General features: G+C 56.7%; 11 protein-coding genes. 8 read left to right on the forward strand and 3 right to left on the reverse strand.

Going from position 1 to position 20637, the window contains the following annotated elements:
- Window positions 1–405: 405 nt before the first annotated feature.
- The 4 genes from H0921_RS01250 (at window position 406) to ftsH (ending at window position 9164) form a co-directional block, all read left to right on the forward strand.
- On the forward strand, window positions 406–990 hold the full coding sequence (locus H0921_RS01250) for a hypothetical protein (RefSeq protein WP_315851818.1): 585 nt from the start codon (window positions 406–408) through the stop codon (window positions 988–990).
- Window positions 980–2785 carry a DEAD/DEAH box helicase gene (locus tag H0921_RS01255; RefSeq protein ID WP_315851819.1) on the forward strand — a complete coding sequence of 602 codons (1806 nt, stop codon included), beginning with the start codon at window positions 980–982 and terminating at the stop codon, window positions 2783–2785. Before H0921_RS01250 ends, H0921_RS01255 begins: the two co-directional genes overlap by 11 nt.
- Window positions 2786–3271: 486 nt before the next feature.
- A complete protein-coding gene (locus H0921_RS01260) occupies window positions 3272–6934 on the forward strand; it encodes a Tex-like N-terminal domain-containing protein (RefSeq protein ID WP_194536205.1) in 3663 nt (1220 codons plus the stop codon).
- Between the two features lie 133 nt (window positions 6935–7067).
- Window positions 7068–9164, forward strand: coding sequence for an ATP-dependent zinc metalloprotease FtsH (gene ftsH, locus H0921_RS01265; protein WP_194536206.1), 2097 nt, complete (start codon window positions 7068–7070; stop codon window positions 9162–9164).
- Between the two features lie 217 nt (window positions 9165–9381).
- Here ftsH and H0921_RS01270 read toward each other — a convergent pair whose 3' ends face one another.
- The gene (locus H0921_RS01270) at window positions 9382–12981 is read right to left on the reverse strand and encodes a tubulin-like doman-containing protein (protein ID WP_194536207.1); all 3600 of its coding nucleotides are present in this window, start codon (window positions 12979–12981) and stop codon (window positions 9382–9384) included.
- Window positions 12982–13281: 300 nt separating this feature from the next.
- Here H0921_RS01270 and surE point away from each other — a divergent pair, with 300 nt between their 5' ends.
- Window positions 13282–14052: a 5'/3'-nucleotidase SurE gene (gene surE, locus H0921_RS01275; RefSeq protein ID WP_194536208.1), complete on the forward strand. Its 771-nt coding sequence runs from the start codon at window positions 13282–13284 to the stop codon at window positions 14050–14052.
- Between the two features lie 129 nt (window positions 14053–14181).
- On the opposite strand, the gene H0921_RS01280 is transcribed toward surE, so the two are convergent.
- Both H0921_RS01280 and H0921_RS01285 read right to left on the reverse strand, forming a co-directional pair.
- Entirely contained in the window at window positions 14182–15816 is a 1635-nt protein-coding gene (locus tag H0921_RS01280; RefSeq protein WP_194536209.1) for a hypothetical protein, read from the reverse strand.
- A gap of 157 nt (window positions 15817–15973) precedes the next feature.
- Complete coding sequence (locus tag H0921_RS01285; protein ID WP_194536210.1) at window positions 15974–16786, reverse strand: hypothetical protein; 813 nt, start codon at window positions 16784–16786, stop codon at window positions 15974–15976.
- A 307-nt stretch (window positions 16787–17093) separates the two neighbouring features.
- Here H0921_RS01285 and H0921_RS01290 point away from each other — a divergent pair, with 307 nt between their 5' ends.
- The 3 genes from H0921_RS01290 (at window position 17094) to hemB (ending at window position 20578) form a co-directional block, all read left to right on the forward strand.
- Window positions 17094–18359, forward strand: a complete 1266-nt coding sequence (locus tag H0921_RS01290) for a Gfo/Idh/MocA family protein (protein WP_194536211.1) — start codon at window positions 17094–17096, stop codon at window positions 18357–18359.
- A gap of 176 nt (window positions 18360–18535) precedes the next feature.
- On the forward strand, window positions 18536–19447 hold the full coding sequence (locus tag H0921_RS01295) for a sugar phosphate isomerase/epimerase family protein (RefSeq protein ID WP_194536212.1): 912 nt from the start codon (window positions 18536–18538) through the stop codon (window positions 19445–19447).
- A 114-nt stretch (window positions 19448–19561) separates the two neighbouring features.
- Window positions 19562–20578, forward strand: coding sequence for a porphobilinogen synthase (gene hemB, locus H0921_RS01300; protein WP_228498888.1), 1017 nt, complete (start codon window positions 19562–19564; stop codon window positions 20576–20578).
- Window positions 20579–20637: the final 59 nt, after the last annotated feature.

Consider the following 20637-nt stretch of genomic DNA (forward strand, 5'->3'; position numbering starts at 1 on the left):
AAACATCGCAAAGCGGAAGGGGAATTTTACCTTGATGAGAGAAATAGTGATGTTTGCATGGTCGATAGCGCTCATTCCAACATGTCTTACCCAAGGCAAGCGCTCGAAACTGCATTCGGGATGAGACTTGTGTCAGGAGTTCCAATGGCTCAAGGTTTCACTCGGCGAGGCCCCAAACAGCAACTCTTATCGCGGGAGTATAGAGGAACAGTCGTAACATCCAATTCTAGGGGTGGGGTAAGATTTACCTTTTGCGTCAGCCAAGAGGCGGGGTGTCTAAAATGTGTCAAGGTGGCGGCAGGGAATGACTCTCAAGCGGTGGGGCTGTACAGTCGATGCAAGGTTGCGGTTCACGATCCGCCAGGCTCAAGATGCGGCAACCGCTAGGAAGGAGAAGGGAACATCGTGTCGGAACAACCTTTGGCCCTGGCCGCGCCCTTGGCTTCTGGTGCTGGTTCCCTAGATGCTCCACCCCTGACTTTAGGTTTCCTGACGATTCTACAGGATGTGACGGGCTGGATTGGCGGCTATCTGGTCACCAATAGCTGGGGACGTCCGCTAGAGTTCCGCCTGACCACCGCCGTCCAACCCAACCGGGTCCAAAAGGCGCTGTATGGTCCGACCCTTCAGGAGTATGTCTTTGCGGACCTCATTGGTAAAACATTGGTGGAAAAGAGCAGCACGCCTGTGTCCCTAATAGTCACCGATCTGGTCCCCTTGTGGACGCTACGGAAGCGGATACCGATCCCCTTAGTCATCGTTGCTTCCCATCCTATGACCAACTCATCCGCCACAGAGCTGTTGTACCTGGAGCATCCGCGCGCCCGCCAAGGAGTTTGGTTGCCAGTGTGGGCCAGTTCGGACGGTGAAAGTATCAAGGCATTACTCGACCAAATTGATCCTGCGGTGGAATTGAGCGAACCGTTCAGCCGTATCCGGGAGGCTGTGGCTGAAGCCCGGAAATTGGGAGCCAATCACCGTGCCGCCTGAAGGGACAGATGGGTGGAATGAATCCGCGGGAGGGCTTGCTGCTCCGTCCGACGGCGGGGTCGAGGTCTATGATTTGCCCCTTTCCTTGCCGCTTCAGATGATCGATGGGAATGCCTGGGGAATCCTATCGATCCCGAAGCTTCGTGAAGTCCGGCTCCTGCACGATGCGCCGTGGGTGCGTTCCTTGGGCCGACTCGAACCCGCCATTGGAACAGAGGGCTGGAAATTCCCGGCTCCGCCGATTGCACTGTCACCTCCTTCTCCGTCTCCGAAAGAAGCGGAGGTTGCAGATCCGCCGCTGCCTGACACGGATGCGCACAGTCCCTTGGCCACACGGATTCGACTCCAACCGACAGCCGAAACGGTCCATGTCAAAGACCGCTTGCTGTTCCTTTTGCAACCGCCCCTCGATGGTCTATTCCAAGGACGGCAGCTTCAGGTCCCTTTTGCTCCTTTCCCCTATCAGTTGGAAGGAATCGCTTTCCTCGTACCTCGTTCGGCTGCCCTCCTGGCAGACGAAATGGGTTTGGGAAAAACCTGTCAGGCAATTCTCGCTTTACGCCTGCTCTTTTACCAGGGAGTGGTGCGGCGAGCTTTAGTCGTTTGTCCCAAATCCCTCGTGCATAATTGGGTGCGGGAATTGAAACTTTGGGCACCGGATGTTCCTCTGGAAGTGATCGAGGGGGAACCGGAGCAACGGCGTAGCACATGGCTGATCTCGAATTGCCCTTTGAAACTGGTCAATTACGAGACTCTCACGCGAGACGTGGAGTGGGCCGCCGACAGCCGTGTGTTTTATGATGTTGTGATTCTGGACGAGGCCCAACGCATCAAGAACAAGGACTCCAAGACTTCTCAGGCGGCGCGTGCCCTGCCTCGCGGTCGCAGTTGGGCCTTGACCGGCACGCCGATCGAAAATCATCCCGATGATCTGGTCCATCTCTTCGAGTTCCTCGATCCGGGCCGGATTCCGCCGGATACACCTCCGAAGCGCTTACCGCTTTACACGGCTGACAGCATCCTGCGGCGCACCAAGGAAACGGTCCAATCGGACATGCCGCCGAAAATATTCCGGGATGTACATGTCGATCTGACGCCGGCCCAACGCGATGCCTACCGCCGGGCCGAGGAAGAGGGTGTCGTGCATCTGAACTCTCTGGGAGATACCATCACGGTCCAGCACGTTTTTCAACTGGTCATGCGGCTGAAGCAGATTTGCAACTTCGATCCTCTCACAGGCGAAAGCGCGAAGCTGGAACAGCTACGCACAGACATGGAGGAAGTAGCTGACAGTGGGCATAAAGCGATTATCTTTTCCCAATGGGTCGAACCTTTACAAATCCTCGCGCGGCACCTTGAACCCTTCGGACCGCTCCAGTACCACGGGAGGATTCCCCCTGCCGAGCGCTCTGCGATTCTGGAACGTTTCCGTCAAGACCCGCGCTGCCATGTGCTGCTTATGAGTTACGGCACGGGGAGCGTGGGATTAAACTTGCAGTGCGCCAACTATGTATTTCTGTTTGACCGCTGGTGGAATCCCGCCGTTGAGGACCAAGCCATCAATCGCGCCCACCGTGTCGGACAACGGCATCCTGTCACGGTCACACGTTTTCTGGCTCAAGGCACTATCGAGCATCGCATTGCGGAAATCTTGGAATCGAAACGCAAAATTTTTCTCGATCTTTTGGCTCAAGCGGATAAACCCTCGCGGTTCGGCCTGACGGAAGAGGAAATCTTCAGCCTCTTCGACATCAAGGCACGTCCCCGCCGCCATCCAGGCGCGACCCACCACTGACGATGGATACGGCCGTTCATCATCGGCCTCGGCTGCTGGTCTGCGAACCTGTGGCTTCCTTGCCAAGTCAGGCCATAATGCGTAGAGATAACCAATCCAAAGCCATGTGGTTTGTCCTCAAGAGGCCTGGCCTAAAGCTGGTGCCTAGTCACTGTCCCGCGGCCGACCGATGGTCGGAACTCGTGAAGTAAAACTCCAGGACGATATGCCATGAATCCGTCCGACCCCCGTCAGACCCCTGCATCCGAGACCAACATTGCTGGCTTGTCCCCCTCTGAAACTCAATCCACTCCTGTGCAATCCTCCGCTCCCGCGATCGAGGTAGCCTCAGCCTCTTCTGCTTCCGCTTCCGAGTCACCCCCAGAGACTGAGGTCGGCCCACTTCCCGACGAGTCTCCCCCTGCCGAGCCTACCACCTCCGGGACTTTGCCACGGATTCAGCATGATGCACCGCTTGCATCTGAACAGCAGGTCGCCTCTTCAGAAATGATGCGCAGCGAAGGCGAACTATCATCGAGAGCAGCCCCACCCCCTCAGGACGCAGAAAAACCGGAGAGGGAAAGTCCGCTGGGTTCGGGTTCTCACCAGATTGCGACAGCATCATCCGGGGTAGAGTCAGAACAGACGGCTTCATCGGTTTCGGGACTATCCGCTCCGATTGAGGCAGCAGCAGGCGATGCCCAAACGGAATCGGCGGTAGTCGGCACATCGACAGGGGACACCCCTAGCGCCGGAGAAACGGCTAGCTCTCCGCAGGAGACCACCCCGCCGGCGGCAGCGAAACCCTCGGCTCCCCCGCGGCCGCCGCAACCCATTCCGCCGGTTCCCGCCGCTCCCCAACCCCAAGACTTGGCCCGCATCGCACAGGACTTGCAAATCCGGAAGTCTCAGGTGGAGGCCGTGCTTCATCTGCTCGACGACCACTATGCCCCCCCCTTCATCGCACGTTACCGCAAGGATCAGACCGGGGGACTCAGCGAGGAGACGATCCGGCGCATTCAACAACGCGTGCGGCAACTCCGTGAGATCGCTGCCAGAAAACAAACGATCCTCCGCACCCTTGCCTACCAGCATCGACTAACAGATGAACTCACGCAGGCCATCCTCCAGGCTGAGACGCTCAAGCGACTGGAGGACCTCTTTCTCCCCTTCCGTCACAAGAAGAAGTCCCCTGCCAAGGAAGCGCGTGACAAGGGGTTGGGGCCAGTCGCTGAGGCTATTTGGAACCGGGATCCGGCCGTCACACAACTCGATGAAGTCCTAGCCGGTCTGGTAGACCCCGACAAATGGCTGCTCACCACGGAGGATGTGCTCAACGGTATCAAGGTCATCCTCAAGGAAATGATCGCAGAACATGCGGATCTGCGGGGCGAAGTCCGCAAATTCCTGTGGGAGACCGGCGTGCTTGTCGCCCAACGGGTGGAGACACTCCCCGAAGGCAAAGGCAAAGAGTTTCAGCCCTATTTTGATTTCAAAGAAGCGGTTCGAGAAATACCTCCTCATCGCATTTTGGCCATCACACGGGGCGAGAGGCTCAATGTGCTCCGCGTCCGCATTCAGGTCGATCGCGATCGTGTTGTCGAAATGGCGTTGCAGAAACTCTCTTGGGGCGATCATCCCCATCGGGAGTTACTTATGTCCCTAACGAGGACATCGGTCGAGGAAATATTGCTCCCTGCATTAGAGAAGGAAGTCCGTCGGGACCTCCTGCAACAAGCCCAAGAGCATGCCGTTCAAGTCTTTGCTCGAAACTTGCGCAGCCTGCTTCTGCAGCCCCCAGTTCGAGACAGGAAGGTCCTGGCGATCGATCCCAGCAATCGGAATATCACCACAGTGGTCGTGCTCAATGAAGACGGCGCTTATGTTGAAGATGCCGTGATCCATGTCAGCGGGCCGCATCGCAATCTCTTGGAGGCCAAACGGCGGCTGGAGCAACTCATCCGGCGACACCAACTCTCCCTGATTGCCATAGGAAACGGCGGGAATTACCGAGACGTTGAGGCTCTGGTATCTGAACTCATCGCCGACTTGGAACGCGGCGGTGGAAAAAGCCCCATCCCCCCCACCCCAGCCGCTGCCCCTGCTCCGGTCAGCGCTCTGACCCAGCCTGCTGCCGTTCCTCCGCCAGTGGAAACTGTCTCGATCACTGAAGCCGGAACTCCCCTACCGGCACCGGAGGTGAGCCTCACTTCTGAGACGTTGGCTGTCCCTGCACCGTCTCCGCTTCCTTCTACGACTGCCATCCCTACTGTCGCTGTCCCTGCGAGGGAAACGACGTTCACCACCACGGTTACTGGTCTTGTGTCCACCGTCACCATGACGCCTTCCGAAACTGCTGGTGCTGCGAGCAGTGCAGAAGGACCCCCAGCTTCGGGGCCGTCTGCTGCGGTACAGCTCCCTTTGGAAGTGGCTCCCCTCCCAACGCCCTCTTCAGTGGCCATCGAATCTGTAGGACCCGCACCTGCAGAGGCAACAGTTACCACGACCACTACTATTTTGCCCATCAGCACTTCCGAAACGGCTTCAGCACCGGCGTCCCCGATCGATCTGGAAGGGCTGCCGCCGGCTCCCAAGGATTTGGCGTATGCCATTGTGATCGAAGCCGGTATTCGTGACTATGCTCATAGTCCGATTGCTCAGGAAGAATTTCCCACGCTGTCACCTTCTATTCGTGCTGCGATCAGTGTGGGCCGGCGCCTGCTCGATCCACTGGCAGAACTAGTGAAGATCGACCCGCATCACATCGGCGTCGGTCTCTACCAACATGACGTAAAACAGAAATACCTCAAGGAAGCATTGGAAGCCGTCGTGGTATCCAGCGTCAATGCTGTGGGAGTGGACCTCAATCGGGCAGAGTATCCCCTGCTGCGGTATGTCTGTGGTCTTAATCCCACTTTCGCTCGTGAAATCGTCACGCGCCGACGGCAGCACGGTCCCTTCCGGCATCGCCGTCAACTGCTGGAAATCTCCGGCCTGACAGAAAAGCATTACATCCAAGCCGCAGGATTCGTCAAAATCTGTGATGGCGAGGAACCTCTGGATAGTTTGTGGATTCATCCCGAGCAATACGATCTGGCCCGTGCGATTCTCGAAGCTTGCGGGTTGAGTCCCCTGGATTTACGCGATCCTCAGCGCGTATCGGAGTTAGCTTCGCGTCTGGCCAGCTTGTCCCCGGCGGACTTTGCCGCTCGCTTCCACGTGAGTGAAGGTACTGTCCGCGATGTCATGCATGCTCTGTCCCATCCCGGACGGGATCCACGGCTGGATCATCCCCCGCCCCTGTTCAAGCGAGGCATGCTCAAGTTCGAGGATATACGCCCCGGCATGGAATTGAGGGGTACTGTCTTGAATGTGGTGCCATTCGGGGCTTTCATCGACATTGGTTTGCGCGAGAGTGGCTTGGTCCACATCAGCCAGATGGCGAACCGTTACATCCACAGTCCTCATGAACTCGTTGCCGTGGGCGATGCTGTCACGGTTTGGGTGTTGGATGTCAAACCGGAAGTCCGCAAAATTTCGTTGACTATGATCCCGCCGGGGCAAGAGCGGCGCCCACCCAGCCCGGCCGGGGAAAGGCAGTCCTCTGCGCGCGAACGGCGAGAAGGACCGGTTCTGCCTCCGCCGTCTCGCGGTGGCACACCCCGCGGGTCCCGCTCCGAGCGTAGCCGTCGAGGACAAGGCGCCCCGTCCGGCAGCCGATCTGCCTCCGCGGAAGGGGCCACTCGCCCAGGACGCGGCCCACGCCCCACGCCCTCTGCTTCCCAGCAACCGATCTCGTCTGAAGCCCCTCGAACGGGGGAATCTGCCGGAAGCGCTCCTCCTGCTCCTGCTGCCACGGCAGAATCCACTCCTGCACGGGCTTCTCAAACTCCGAGCAGTGCGCCACCTCCGCCGCCAGCCCCTCGACGTACCCCCAGACCCCCCGCTAAACCCAAACCCCTCCCGATACTCCCGCCAGAAAAGCGATCCGGTAAGGCTGCCTTGAACACTTTTGCTGAGCTTGCAGCCTTCTTCAAACAACAGGAGGAAAGCGCGTCTGCTGGAGAAGAAAAGAGTTCTGATGTGGTAACAGCTAGCTCTCCGGCAGGAGAAGCGACAAGTCCGCCCGCATCAAGCCCGGCGGAACATCCGCCGCCGTACCCGACCTGAGCCGCTAGCCGCAGTATTACCCCCCATATGAGGTATCTGCATAAAATACTTGTGAAGGTCAGAAACGCTAGCAGGACTGTCCTGCACCTGCACGTACCTGAATGTCCTGGTATTTGTCTCAAGGTCTTCCCATATGACACCACCGGCGGGCAACTCTTCGCCTCGGCAATCCCCCTCCGCTTCCCCTCCGCCACAGGATAACCAAACACCCTCGCCCAAGCGTGCTCATCCCCTGCTGCCTAGCAGTTGGATTCTACTGGTCGTGCTGGGGGTGATCAGCATTGTCTATCTGACTGCGAGTGGAGGACGTGAGATCACTTACAGCGATTTTCATAAACTCATTGCCGCTGGGGAAGTTCAACGAGTCACATTTATTGGTCAAGATTACTTGGAAGGGGAAGTCCGGGATCCCCACTCCGCCCTAGCGAAACAACTACGCCTGCCCTCGTCGGGGCACTTCAGCGTCAACCTCCCGACGACTCTCGACCAAACGGCCCTTGTCCGTGAATGGGAAGAAAAGGACCGCCAATATCGGGAGATGCTCCAGAAGACCGCCCCAGAACGCGTGCCCGAACCTTTGGTCATCAGTAAACGGGGGGATCTGTCTTGGCTCGGACCCTTCCTGCTGAATCTCCTGTTGATCGGTCTCGTGGTCGGCATATTCCTGTTCGTCTTCGTGCCGCGCTTGCGTGATCCGCTGAGCGGGGGTTTCCTTACGAGTTACACGCGCAGTCCCGCCAAGCGATATGAAAAGGGGAAGGATCGTGTCTCCTTCGACGATGTAGCCGGAATGGAAAATGCGAAACGTGAGCTTTGGGAAATCGTGGAATATTTGCGGGACCCAGGCAAATTCGCACGCTTAGGAGCACGTGTGCCTAAGGGGGTTCTGCTTTTCGGTCCGCCGGGTACTGGGAAGACCCTGCTTGCTAAGGCCGTTGCGGGAGAGGCCAATGTGCCCTTCTTTTCCATTAGCGGGAGTGAATTCATTCAGATGTTTGTCGGCGTGGGAGCTAGCCGGGTCCGGGATATGTTCCGGGTCGCCAAGGAAAACGCCCCCTGTGTTGTCTTTATCGATGAGATCGACGCCGTGGGCCGCATGCGCGGCACGGGTTACGGCGGAGGTTCCGATGAACGGGAACAAACTCTCAATCAAATCCTCTCAGAAATGGACGGGTTCCAGCCAAGTGAAACCGTCATTGTCATAGCAGCTACCAATCGCCCCGATGTCCTCGATCCCGCTTTACTACGGCCGGGGCGCTTCGATCGCCACATCACGGTCGATCGGCCCACGTGGAGGGGGCGGCTGGAAATACTCAAAGTCCACACCCGGAACAAACCACTTGCCGATGATGTAGACTTGGAGCGGATCGCGCGGAGCATGGTCGGCATGAGCGGAGCGGAATTGCAAAACCTTTGCAATGAAGCAGCCCTGCATGCGACCCGCCGCGGCAGCCAACGGATTGAACAGATCGATTTTGATCGAGCAGCCGACCGCGTCCGCTTGGGAGTTCCTCGGGACGAAGCCCTCAGCGAGCAGGAACGCCGCCGCACCGCCTATCACGAGGCCGGTCACGCCCTCTGCGCTCTGCTCCAGCCAAAAGCCGACAAAATCGACCGCGTGTCCATCATCCCGCGAGGCCAAGCAGGAGGAGTCACCCTGTTGCAACCCGACGAAGAAAAGATGGACCGCTCCGCCAGCGAATTGATGGCCCGCTTGGTGGTCGCCCTGGGCGGCCGAGCCGCCGACAAGCTCATTTTCGGCGAACCTATGGCGGGCGCCGTCATGGACCTCAAACAGGCCACACGCCTAGCGCGGATCATGGTCACGCAATACGGCATGAGTGCTCGCCTCGGCCCCGTCTATTACCAAATCGGAGAAGAACACGTTTTTCTGGGTAAAGAAATCATCGAGTCGCGCACCTTCAGTGAGGGCACCGCCCGACTCATTGATGAAGAAATCCAACGATTGCTCACCGAAGCCGAAGAGCAAGCCTCCGCCTTGCTCCGTGCCCATCGGGACGCCTTGGAGCGCATCGCCGAAGCTCTGCTCTTGCACGAGGAATTGGATGTCCAAGAAGTCGAACGCCTCGTGGCCGGTGCCTCTGCCCAAGACATTCGGCCTGATAAGACCGAACCTCAAGCGACAACCTCAACCAAACCGCTCTCCACCCCCGCGGAGGCCGTTCCTGTCCCCCCTCCTCCCCCAGGGCTGGCATTTGGAAGCGCCTAATCAACAGCAACCCGCGCTGTTTACGCGGTCTCCTCCCTTCACTTTCTCACTCTCTGGTAGGCTTTTCTTCTGGCGGATCGGCAAGAGAGTCGTAACTGCGGCTATCGGTGTGTTCCTGTCAGTCGTCCCCGCTGTGAGAAGATCTTTGCGGTGTCCGTAAAGGCAACCTGTCATTCACGGCCAGCGGTTCTGAGACTGAGAATAGTTCCCCTCTTCCTCACTCCCACAAGGGTAGCCATTCGACAACATCGTAGCGGGAGTGGGGATTGGTCAGAATATGATGGCAGGCTTTTTGATAGATAGGAATGCAACTCAACAGGGAGGCTACCAGCTCTTCTAACCGCAGCCCCCCGTGTTCGCGGCAAAACAGGATGTCCGTTGCCGGGTAGGGAACCTCGAGGCACAGGCTTCCAGGTACAATTTGCTGGAGGTGAGCAGCCAATTCGCGACCAGCCTGACTGCTAGGAACCACGAGGTACGTCTGCTCTTCGCCATCGCCAGCACCGAGGATGGGGGACGCCAACCGGTGATAGTCCTGGAGCCGTTGGGAGAGTGTCATGGCAGGCGAGGATTCCTGACGAATGACCACCTCCGCAACATCCTGGGTGGGCAGAAGGTTCGCCAAAAAGGCGATCGTCTGATCGATGAGGGGCACAGCCAGAAGGCGGTACAGATCAGCATGAACGCGGCTGATCGAGAGCAGTCCGCCCCGCGGGGCTAAAACCAACTGGCCTAAGGCATGTTCCAAGCGATTCAATTCCGACTCGCTACAATGTGCCAATAAATGCTCAATCGCCTGTTCCCAATGCTTCTCACCTTCGGGGAGCAAAATACGTACCGTAGCTTTCTCGGCGATTGCCTCGGGATTAAAGGGGGTTTTTTCACTGTCGGATCCAGAGGGGACATTACGGGTCCAGCGGGACGCGAGCCGTCCAGGGGTATCCGCCGAGGCTTCCGAACGTGCCTCTCCTTGCAATCGACGCACAATGTCTCGTAAACGCAGGCGGACGACATCGATATCCCGACGCTTCTCTTGCAAACGAACCTGAAGCAGGCGGAAGAAACGAGCCGTCGCCTCCCAAGCGCCTTCTCGGAGGCGTAAGTGGACATATTGCCGGTGTTGTTCCACGAAATGCCGTAGGGCACGGCTTCCACGTCCGCCCAGCAAGCTGAACGTCCCGTTACCCTCTTCACAAGCTTCGTAAGCATCTCGAAGATCGACGAAGGCTTGTCGCAATTGCCGCGACAGTTGATCAAGGTGTTGCTCGGCTAACAAGGCTTGTTTTTCACACCAAGACTCGATCTGGCGAAGCCCGCTTTCGACGGCGGCCAAGCGCCGCCCTGGACGTTCGGCCAGTGCTTCGACCACAGCGGAGACTTCATTGGCCCAGGCTTCGGCTTGTCGACGGGCGGCATCCTCCAGAGTGCGATGCCAACGGTTACGTATAACAGCCGATTCCGGCAGGTGCGAAGAATGCCAACCTACCCATTCCCGTGTTTGTTCCCAGACTTGGCGTGCCCAAGCAGTTCCTTGCCCCGCTTTTGCCGCGGCAGACCATTGCTGGTCCAATTCCTGCAGCCACCGCTTCAGGGATTCGGCTATACCGGCTACTTCTGCCACGGGTGATCGCACTTCCCCCTTCTCTGGTTGTTCGTTTGTGCTCAGGGCTAACCGCTCATCGTTTGTGATCCGTGCCACGGTTTGGGCAATCGCTTCTTCACACTCCGGCTCAGCCTCTTCCACCCAGTGGTACACCAACTGAGCGCACAACCGTTGAGCCGCTGAGCGCAACAACAGTCCGCGGGGATACCAGAGACTATACACTCCGAAGGTCCGAAATGGGGTGCGTCCTGGGGCTGCCGGACGGCTGCGATGAGCGTCTAATGCCGGGCCAAGCAAGGTGGTCAGCTCATTGCTGACATAGGAAGCTAAACGTGACAAGCAGCGGCGAAAAGCTGCACCGCTCCGTTCTTCCATCGCCAGCAGATAGGTGGCTGTGAAGGGTAAGCCACGGCCTTCCACCCGCGGTCCATCAGGCCCACCGTATTGGGCGCTGAAGACTACATCAGGATCGGCATAATGATGGAGTTCGGTCAACCCAGCGACCACATTCGCCAACTCATGATCTGGGGAAGCGGGGTCGGAAGGAGCAGCCAAGTAAACGAAAGCTACGACACGCGCTTGGGATCCTCCCACAACACGTTGCAAAACGCGTTGCACTGAGTATCCCACATCGAGGAGCATTCCGCCGCTTCCCCCGGCCAAGCTCGCAAAAATCAGGACCTGAGGGACAGTATCCCGGACATTGAGACCCGTTTGTGCACTCGTTTGCGCTAGGGATTCCGGATGTGTTGCGATTTGGATTTCCCGCTTGAGTCGAGCCACAAATCGGAGGTAATGGTCGCAAAAAGCTAACCGTCCGAAGGCACGCACGCCCCCTGCTTGCAAGTTCCGTGGAATGCTGTAAAGCTTTTCCCGAGGCAACCAATCCAAAATTTGCTCCAACTGCCGCCGGCGATATTGGGTCACGGGTTGTAAGGGAGCTAACAGGATTTCGTCAGAGTGTAAAGCGGCCTCGGCAGGAGCAGACAAAGCCTTTTGGCTAGCCTCCGGATCACAGTCGAGATAGAGGAACCTTAGCGCCGGAAGCTGTGAGGCATCCCCTAAGCGATCAGTCAGTCGGCGGCGGATTTCCTGTAAAGCACGTCGGCCAAAACTGCCTATGCCGAGCATCAGGCTGGGACGCAGAACACCCGCCTCGACCTGTGGCTCGGTGGCTTCCAACAGACGCTCGTCGCTACGGATGAGACTCAGATGGCGAGCTGCACTGGCAGGGACTACCGACACGGCGGCGTCACTTCGACCTGTAGTACTTCCGATTGGCATTCCAGGGGTGGGAGTGCTGCTGTCCGGAAGTGAGAGCTGGGCAAAAGAGGGAACCGAAAAGTTGCCTAAACTGTAGCTATCCGACGAAGGCGTCGAATACTGCGCTCGTCCAAGGGTCGCCAAGGTCCGGATAAAAGCGGTGCAACTGGGGAAGCGCTGATCCGGGTCTTTGGCCAATGCACGCCCGACGATGTCCCGCTCCGCTTCGGGCAGCATGGACAAATCGGGAGGAGCGGACATGTGTTGCAACGCTAACTGGCGGATATTCTTGCCATCAAACGGCCGACGCCCGGTCAATAACTCTACATACACGATCGCAAGGCTGTACTGGTCCGTGTGCTTGCTGATCTTGTTGGCGAAAGTCTCCGGAGCCGCGTAAAGGGGTGTAACTCCGCCGAGTAACCCGGAGATACTGGATCGTTCGAGGGTTTTAACGAGGCCAAAGTCGGCTACTTTCACCCGGTCGGCCACGAGGAACAAATTGCGGGGTTTGACGTCGAGATGCTGTAAACCATGCTTTTCAATCAGATAGTCCAGCCCTACTGCGGCATCATCCAGATAGGCCAACAGTTTGTCCCGCGGGATACCAGGCAAACCGCGCTGTTGATACTCCAAGAAACACTCATGCAGGTTCTGGTCGGCCAACTCCATGACGATAATCAATTCGCCATCAATTTCCTGAATCTGCTCGATGGAGAGAAGAAAAGGATGGCGGACTTGTTTGACCCGCTCCAAGGCCTTGAGTTCCTGCCGAGCACGGCCATCCTCCACCTCCAAGTCGTTCAGGTTACCGTACACGAACTTAATAGCCTTGAGTATTCCCCCAGGCGCCAAGCATTTCCAGACCTCGCCAAACCCCCCGTTGCCGATGGGTTCGAGGAGGCGATACCCCGGCAGAGGTTCGGTGTCGGGTTCGCGTAGCCAGTTCATGTCAGATTAACCGCTGGGCGAGTCATAAGCCTCCTGCATGGCTGATCCTGAATGTGCTTACTCAAACCTAATGCACAACAACAACAATGTCCAACTTGGCGCCCCCGCGTTTTTTCCAACTGCGGGAAAGTTCGACACCCTACACTTCTCTACAGCAGGAATTCTTCGATTCAGACAAAGTGAGGAGACTTGGCCGCCTGCATTTCGTCCCCCGGCATGAATGATTGCCCCGCGGGAAAAAAGGGCGGACAGAGGCACCACCCCTCCGTTGAATAAGAGAAAGGTGCGAAATCCACGACTATGAGAATCCTTCTGACCAACGATGACGGCATTTACGCCCCCGGCTTGCGTGTCTTGCGGCAGGAGTTGCTCAAATTGGGCACAGTCACTGTCGTCGCCCCCGCCACGGAGCAGAGCGCCGCGGGACATTCCGTCACTCTCCTGAATCCCCTTTTGATCAGCGAAGTTCTCGATGATGACGGCCACACATTCATCGGTTGGGCTGTCGAAGGCCGGCCCGCAGATTGTGTCAAATTGGCCTTGCTGGAACTCCTGCCTGAACGGCCCGATGTGATCATCAGCGGCCTGAATGCGGGAAGTAATGCCGGGATCAATGTGCTCTATTCCGGCACGGTCGCCGCTGCAATCGAGGGAGCGTTCTATGGCCACACAGCTATTGCTGTGTCTCTGGAATACGACAAAAAAATATACGATTTCCCAACTGCAGCTCGATACGCACGGAAAGTGATCGAGCAAATCCTGGCCTGCAACCCCCCTCCAGGCTCGCTGTTCAACGTCAATATACCCGTTCTCGAACGCGGCCCGATCAAAGGGATCAAAGTGCTACCACAAAACATTTCCCCCTACACGGAGAAATTTGACCGCCGTGTCAACCCGCGAGGCCGGACGTACTTTTGGGCCAGTCCGGAGTTCCTTTGCCCCGACCCCCATCCCGGTACCGACGTGGAGGCTCTGGCTGAAGGATACATCACCATCACACCTCTGAAATTTGATTTGACCGATCATACACGCTTGGCGGAACTCCAACGCCGTGAGTGGCACCTTGAGTAGACCTTGGAACAGATTCGAATGTCCCGCCATTTGGTTCCCATACCTTCCTCATTGCGTCAGGTGATGCGCAATCCACGCCGTAATGACCCCACGACGATTTCCGGCGGGAGCTATTGAACTTATTTCCAGTCAGTTCCCCCTGAGCACCCACCGCCTCCAAGCGATCTCAAGAGCTGCTGGAGAAACGTAGCTATACTGCCGCCTTAGAGCTGCGGCGATACCGTAACGTTGGGAATCTCTCAGAAAGATGAGAAAATTCTTCTCCCCTCCCCCTGTTCGGATGAGGTAATCCACTAGACTGGCACTTTGGCAACAGAAAACTGTGATCCGCTCAGCGGGATACTCTCGCAATTCAAGTAGTTCCAGCAGAGGCATCCAGTCTTGGGGCGGTATCTTGCTCTGAATCGTTCGTTGATACCGTTCCACCTCCTCTGGTCCTGAGGAGAAAACGACGATTCCCTCAACCGCCCAAGGAGGCGGCGGCGACTGCGGAAACAGATCCGCCAAGATCACATGCATCAATTCCCGTTTCAGCCGCGATCGACGCCATCCATCGCTGCCCAAATAGAGGTGAATGCGCCGTTCCACGACGTGGCCTTCTGTCAGTTTGACTTGTGCTAGACTCTGGTGTTCAGGTGACAACCCTGTCGCCTGCGTGAATTGGTCTGCTTTGGTATAGACAAAAATCTCACATTTGGGTTGCCAAGGTCCTGCTGCCGGACCGCTCCAACGCTCGAACAATTCCTGCCGATACTGTTCGGCATCGTGCCCTATCTCTTCCAATTGACTTGGTCGGAGAGGACCAATGACACGAAAACATGCGGTTTCTGCAGGGCGAACTTCAGCACAAATAGGAGGACTTTGCTGTTGATTGGTCGACGCATTCACATGTTGGGCCTTTTGTTGAGCCACACGCAGTGCCTGTTCAGCATAACGTCTCAATTCGGCATTCTCTGGGAGTAGATCGCGTGCCGCCTGCAAATCAGCGACGGCAGCCTGAATCATAACGGGGTTGACGGCCTTCTGATGTAATCGGTCCAGCGCCCTGTGAATGCGGCAGTAAGCCCAGGCTGTCTTGTGCTCCGGAGAAAGATGCTCCACTTGCACTTGCGCGAATCGTTGGGCCGCTTCCGCGTATTTCTTTTGATGGAAGAGGAGAATCGCTTCGCTCAAGGCGGTTTCCTTTTGACTCCTGCCTCCAGGAAGGTTTAGTCCCGTGGCTTCTGAGGTGGCTGAGGAGGAGGGTACATTCGGCACAGGCGGTACTTCCGACTTTCCCGCGCTGCTTCCCGCTTCGGCTGAGGGGGCGGCCCTTGGTGCTACGCCAGAACTCGTTTTCGGCGCTACGCTATTTTCTAGCTGTTGTAAGGATGGCGAATGCAGGGGAGATTGTTGTAGCAGATCAATGTAACGCCTGAGCTGGTCTATACGGGGATCGGTTCCGCCTTTCTGTTCCCATAGTTTCAATTCCGCCTGATACGCTTGGCGCAACAATTCCAAATAGCCCGGCTGACCTTCGGCCAGTTGGAGTACGGACTCCAGTGCTTTGACGGCCTCCACCGGTTGTTGCTGTTCCAGGAAATGCCGAGCCACTGCCATCGCCCGTTGCACAGCGAAAGTCTGCTCCAATCCTGGGGATTGCGGGGAGGTTGCGGAAGGTATGGGCGGCAGTTGGGACGATACTTGGGCATATACTCTCGCCGTAAGACCAACGGTGATGGATCCCCCGAACAAGCTAGTTATTAGAATCGCAGAGCGTAGCATGTGATGATTTCCTCACCGATAGGCAGGAATACTGTCTTGCGAGGTCCAGCCCTTCTCTGAGCCAGTCGAAAAGACCTAACGTCCCAGAGGGAAGCGAGCCACGGACCCAGTCAGTCTTGTATACTTTCCGCAGATGTTGCGCCGCAAGGCGAAGTGTTCAGGGAGTCACCGCACGTCGAAGCCATTCGTCTAGGGTGATGCGTAATTCTCGATTGTCCGTAACGTGAATCACCGCGGCCTCGGCTTTCCGACGGAGTTGCTCTTCAAAGTCCGGCTTCAGTCGGCGGACCACTTCCCGAATGCCATCACCGACGACTCGGGCAGCCTTGCCATCGAGTCCGAGGATGTGATCGACCACGATGTCACCATAATCGAGGCGAGCGTCGAGGATACGGACTTTGAGAACATACATCGGCAAAAAAGCCCCGATCGGTTGTTCGCGCCGACTGGTGACCTCCGCTCGAAGAGTCAAGCCGACTTTGCAATGAGCGCGGGTGTCACAGGCGTACAGGCGCAGGCCATTGTGCCATTGCTGCTGTTCTAATTGCACGTCCACCCGTTCCGCCACGGTCAGTACTACGCCGCGCAAGCATCCTCGGCGAGGAAAGTCGATATTCTGGATACCCACATGCAACTGGTCTTTTTGCGGGACCCGCAAAGTCAATCGTCGCCAGAGACCATCGTTTCGCATCTCCTGGTAGGGTTCGCTGATGATACGCCAATCGCGGATTCGCCGGCGGGTTCCGCTCACCTCACGCTGCTGTCCCCAATTCTCACTAGCTTGTGCTAAGGGGTCCGGCAAATGCCGACGCAATAGGTCAGTCAAGATGCGTGTCAAGGCGATCGCTTCTGACGCGTATGGCACAGGGGAAGCTGACAAACTCGGCGTCAGCGGCCAACACGCTAGCACCGCCGCCAGAGAGAATCCCAATGCCACGCGTCCAAAGCGACTGAAACGGCTTGGCTTCATGGGAGTGTACCGCGAATTTGCGCCGCCCTGGGATTTCATCGTCATCCTTGTGGTACGCCCCACCCCGTGGGATGCGGCTACCTCCGAGTTATTTATCTACCATTATACTTGGGGCAAAATCCTGTTACCATTTACTTCGCTTCGGGAGGGTATTCCTTTTATCGCGGGAGGCTTTTTATGGTCCAATTTTCAAAAAAAGCGTGACAAACCTGCCGCGATATGCCACAATGAAAGGTGCCCACCAAATGTAAGTTCGTGCGATTCATGTTTTCCGTGTTCCGTGACAGGGTTGAGAAGGGGACTTGAAATGACAGAAACACCCAATCGCCGTGAGTTCCTCAATGTCGCAGTGGCTAGCGGGCTAGCTGTTTCCAGCATGCCCCACCTTTACGCTGCTGGAAGTGATACGCTCCGGGTTGGTTTGGTTGGCTGTGGCGGCCGGGGAACAGGCGCAGCCCGCGAGGCTCTGCGTGCGGACCCCAACGTCAAGCTTGTGGCTATGTGTGATGCCTTCATGGACCGCCTGCAAATCAGTCTCAATAACCTGCTCAAGGTACCGGACATTGCCTCGAAGATCGATGTGCCACCCGAACGATGCTTTGACGGCTTCGATGGATACAAGAAACTACTTGAATGTGTGGATGTCGTTCTCTTGTGTACTCCTCCGGGATTCCGTCCTCTCCATCTGCGAGCCGCGATTGATGCTGGCAAACATGTCTTCTGCGAGAAACCGCTGGCGGTGGATGTACCGGGAGTCCGTTCCGTGATCGAGAGCGCTCAGTTGGCGAAAAAGAAGGGTTTGGCTCTCTGCTCCGGCTTCTGCTTCCGCTATGAACAAGCCAAGCGCGAGACCATCAAACGGCTTCATGACGGTATGATCGGAGACATTCGGGCCTTGCATATTACCTACCTTACTGGCCCGCTCTGGTGGCGTGGTCAGGACCCGAAATGGACCGAGATGGAATACCAAATGCGAAATTGGTACTACTTCACGTGGCTTTCAGGGGATTTTATCGTCGAACAACACTGTCATAACTTTGACAAAGCTAATTGGGTGCTCCAAGGGGCCATCCCGATTTCGGCGATGGGAGTCGGGGGGCGGCAAGTCCGGACGGACCCGAAATATGGGAATATCTATGACCACTTTGCCGTGACTTTGGAGTTTCCCAACGGCGTGAAAATCTTCTCCGCCTGCCGCCAAATGCCCAACTGCCCCTCCGATATCAATGACCACATCATCGGAACGCAAGGACAATGCCATCTCATGCGGCATCGAATTGAACGCTACGATGGTAAGGTTTGGGAATTCAGTGGTGAGTCGAAGAACATGTATCAAGTGGAACACGACGAGTTGTTCGCCAGCATTCGTTCTGGCAAGCCTATTAACGATGGGGAAAGTGCCGCTCACAGCACAGCATTAGCCATCTTCGCCCGCGAAGCCGCCTATACCGGCCAACGCCTGACTTGGAAACAATTCATGGCTTCGCAAACCTCACTCGCCCCGAAAGTGTACGCTTGGGGACCTAATCCGGTGCCGCCGGTTCCCATGCCTGGTGTCTATCGTTTGTCATGATCGCCTCCGTAACGGGGCAATTCCCAAGACCATCCAACGTTTGCTTACCGACCCTGGGGTCGAGGGCCGGTAGTGTGGAAACGGTTGGGAGACTCCAGGGGGGCTTTTCCGATAGATGCATGGGTTTATGGACCAGAGAAGTGGTAAGGGATTGTGCTTGCCGGGAGGTAGCTATCATGGCTCAACCCATTGGCCGCCGGGATTTCTTGTGCCGGGGTGCGGGCATCACCGCGAGTTTCATGGCCCTGTGGAATCCCTGCACCGCTCCGGCTCAGCCACGCAAAGTCAAATTGAAGAAAGCCATCAAATACAGCATGATTCGTTGGCCCAATGCCACGCATCGCGACAAATTGGAATTGGCCAGAAAATGCGGCTTTCAGGGGGTAGAGATCGATAGCCCCGGCACACCTCAACTCGACGAACTCGTCCGGGCTAGCAAGGAAACGGGTATCGCCATCCACGGTGTCATCGACTCGGTACATTGGCATCAACCGCTCTCTGATCCGGACGAGAAAGTCCGTGCCAAAGGCTTAGAAGCTCTACTGACTGCCATTCGGGATGCTCAGGCCGTGGGAGCGGAAACAGTGCTACTCGTCCCCGGTGTCGTCAAGGAGGGAGTCACATACTCCCAATGTTGGGAGCGATCCCAAGCGGAAATCCGTAAAGCGATTCCGCTGGCCGAGAAGTGCGGTGTCAAAATCGCCATCGAAGTCGTCTGGAATAACTTCATCACCAAACCAGAACAACTCATTGAATATGTGGACAGTTTCAAAAGTCCCTGGGTGGGCGCCTACTTCGATTGTTCCAACATGATCCGTTACGGTGTCTCTTCTGCCGAGTGGATCCGCAAGTTGGGCAAGCGCATGCTCAAGTTCGACTTCAAAGGTTTTAGCCTCCAACGCTACAATGCTAAACTCAATCCTTGGGTAGAGATTGGGGAAGGCGATGAGAACTGGCCTGAGATCCTGAATGCTCTGGCCGAGATTGGCTATGAGGGATGGGCAACCGCGGAGGTTCAAGGCGGCGGCGAGGACACGCTCCGCAAAATATCCCGGCAGATGGATAAAGTCCTTGGACTCGCCGAGTAACTCCCTCCCCCTACCCCGGTGCGGGAAGCCGATTTTTCGCCACGTATTCCCCGTAAACAATTATGACGTAACATGACTGGGGAATGACGTAAACAGGCTCAGAGTCCCTGGTCAATGATCGATCCACTGGCAATGTACCCCCCCTTTCCAACATCTCGGCCCCGGCGATTGCGTGCTCATCCTTTGCTGCGTGATTTGGTCCGAGAAACCGAGCTGAACGTTGCCGACCTGATCCTGCCGCTGTTCGTGCGTCCTGGCCGAGGCATCCGCCGGGAAATCTCCTCTATGCCAGGAAACTACCAGCTTAGCGTAGACACCCTGATCGAAGAGGTGGGCGCTGCTCTCTCTTTGGGGTTGCGGTATTTCATCCTCTTTGGCATCCCCGAATCCAAGGACGAGACTGGTTCCAGTGCTCTGCGAGAAGATGGCATCATCCAACAAGCTTTGCGGGAGTTGCGCCACACCTTCGGTCAAGAGATTTTGCTCATGACCGATGAGTGCTTTTGTGAATACACTTCTCATGGGCACTGCGGCATCCTCCACCAACGCCGCGGTAGCTGGGACGTTGACAATGACGCCACGTTAGCCATCTTAGTCGAACAATGTATCAGCCACGCACGTGCTGGTGCCGATATCGTTGCACCCAGCGGTATGATGGATGGAATGGTCGCCGCTATCCGACGGGGATTGGATGAAGCCGGTTTTGCCCATGTAGCCATCCTGAGTTACGCTGTTAAATATGCCAGCGCATTTTATGGACCCTTCCGTGAGGCCGCGGAGAGTCCGCCGCAGTTTGGCGATCGTAGCACCTATCAAATGGACCCTGCCAATCGGAACGAGGCTCTCAAAGAGGCTGCCTTGGACGTGAACGAGGGAGCCGATCTGCTTATGGTCAAACCGGCTTTAGCTTATCTGGACATTATCCGGCAGGTGAAAGACCGTTTTGGTTTACCGGTCGCTGCTTACAATGTGAGTGGTGAATATGCGATGGTCAAAGCCGCAGCGGCCCAAGGTTGGTTGGATGAACGCCGCGTTACGTTGGAAATCCTCACAAGTATCCGCCGAGCTGGCGCCGATATGATCCTGACCTATCATGCCCGTGATGTCGCCAGGTGGTTGAAACAGGGTTAGGGATTGGGATGTCTTTTCCCCCTTTGGGATATCGAACTTCTATTTATGCGTCCGTGTCT

The organism is Thermogemmata fonticola (genome assembly GCF_013694095.1).
Lineage (GTDB): Bacteria > Planctomycetota > Planctomycetia > Gemmatales > Gemmataceae > Thermogemmata > Thermogemmata fonticola.

Bases quoted from the DNA above. Each gene is read 5' to 3' on its own strand.
- H0921_RS01295 (WP_194536212.1), top strand. From the start codon at position 18,536: ATGGCTCAACCCATTGGCCGCCGGGATTTCTTGTGCCGGGGTGCGGGC.
- H0921_RS01285 (WP_194536210.1), bottom strand. From the start codon at position 16,786: ATGAAGCCAAGCCGTTTCAGTCGCTTTGGACGCGTGGCATTGGGATTC.
- surE (WP_194536208.1), top strand. From the start codon at position 13,282: ATGAGAATCCTTCTGACCAACGATGACGGCATTTACGCCCCCGGCTTG.
- ftsH (WP_194536206.1), top strand. From the start codon at position 7,068: ATGACACCACCGGCGGGCAACTCTTCGCCTCGGCAATCCCCCTCCGCT.
- H0921_RS01290 (WP_194536211.1), top strand. From the start codon at position 17,094: ATGACAGAAACACCCAATCGCCGTGAGTTCCTCAATGTCGCAGTGGCT.
- H0921_RS01270 (WP_194536207.1), bottom strand. From the start codon at position 12,981: ATGAACTGGCTACGCGAACCCGACACCGAACCTCTGCCGGGGTATCGC.
- hemB (WP_228498888.1), top strand. From the start codon at position 19,562: ATGATCGATCCACTGGCAATGTACCCCCCCTTTCCAACATCTCGGCCC.
- H0921_RS01260 (WP_194536205.1), top strand. From the start codon at position 3,272: ATGATGCGCAGCGAAGGCGAACTATCATCGAGAGCAGCCCCACCCCCT.
- H0921_RS01280 (WP_194536209.1), bottom strand. From the start codon at position 15,816: ATGCTACGCTCTGCGATTCTAATAACTAGCTTGTTCGGGGGATCCATC.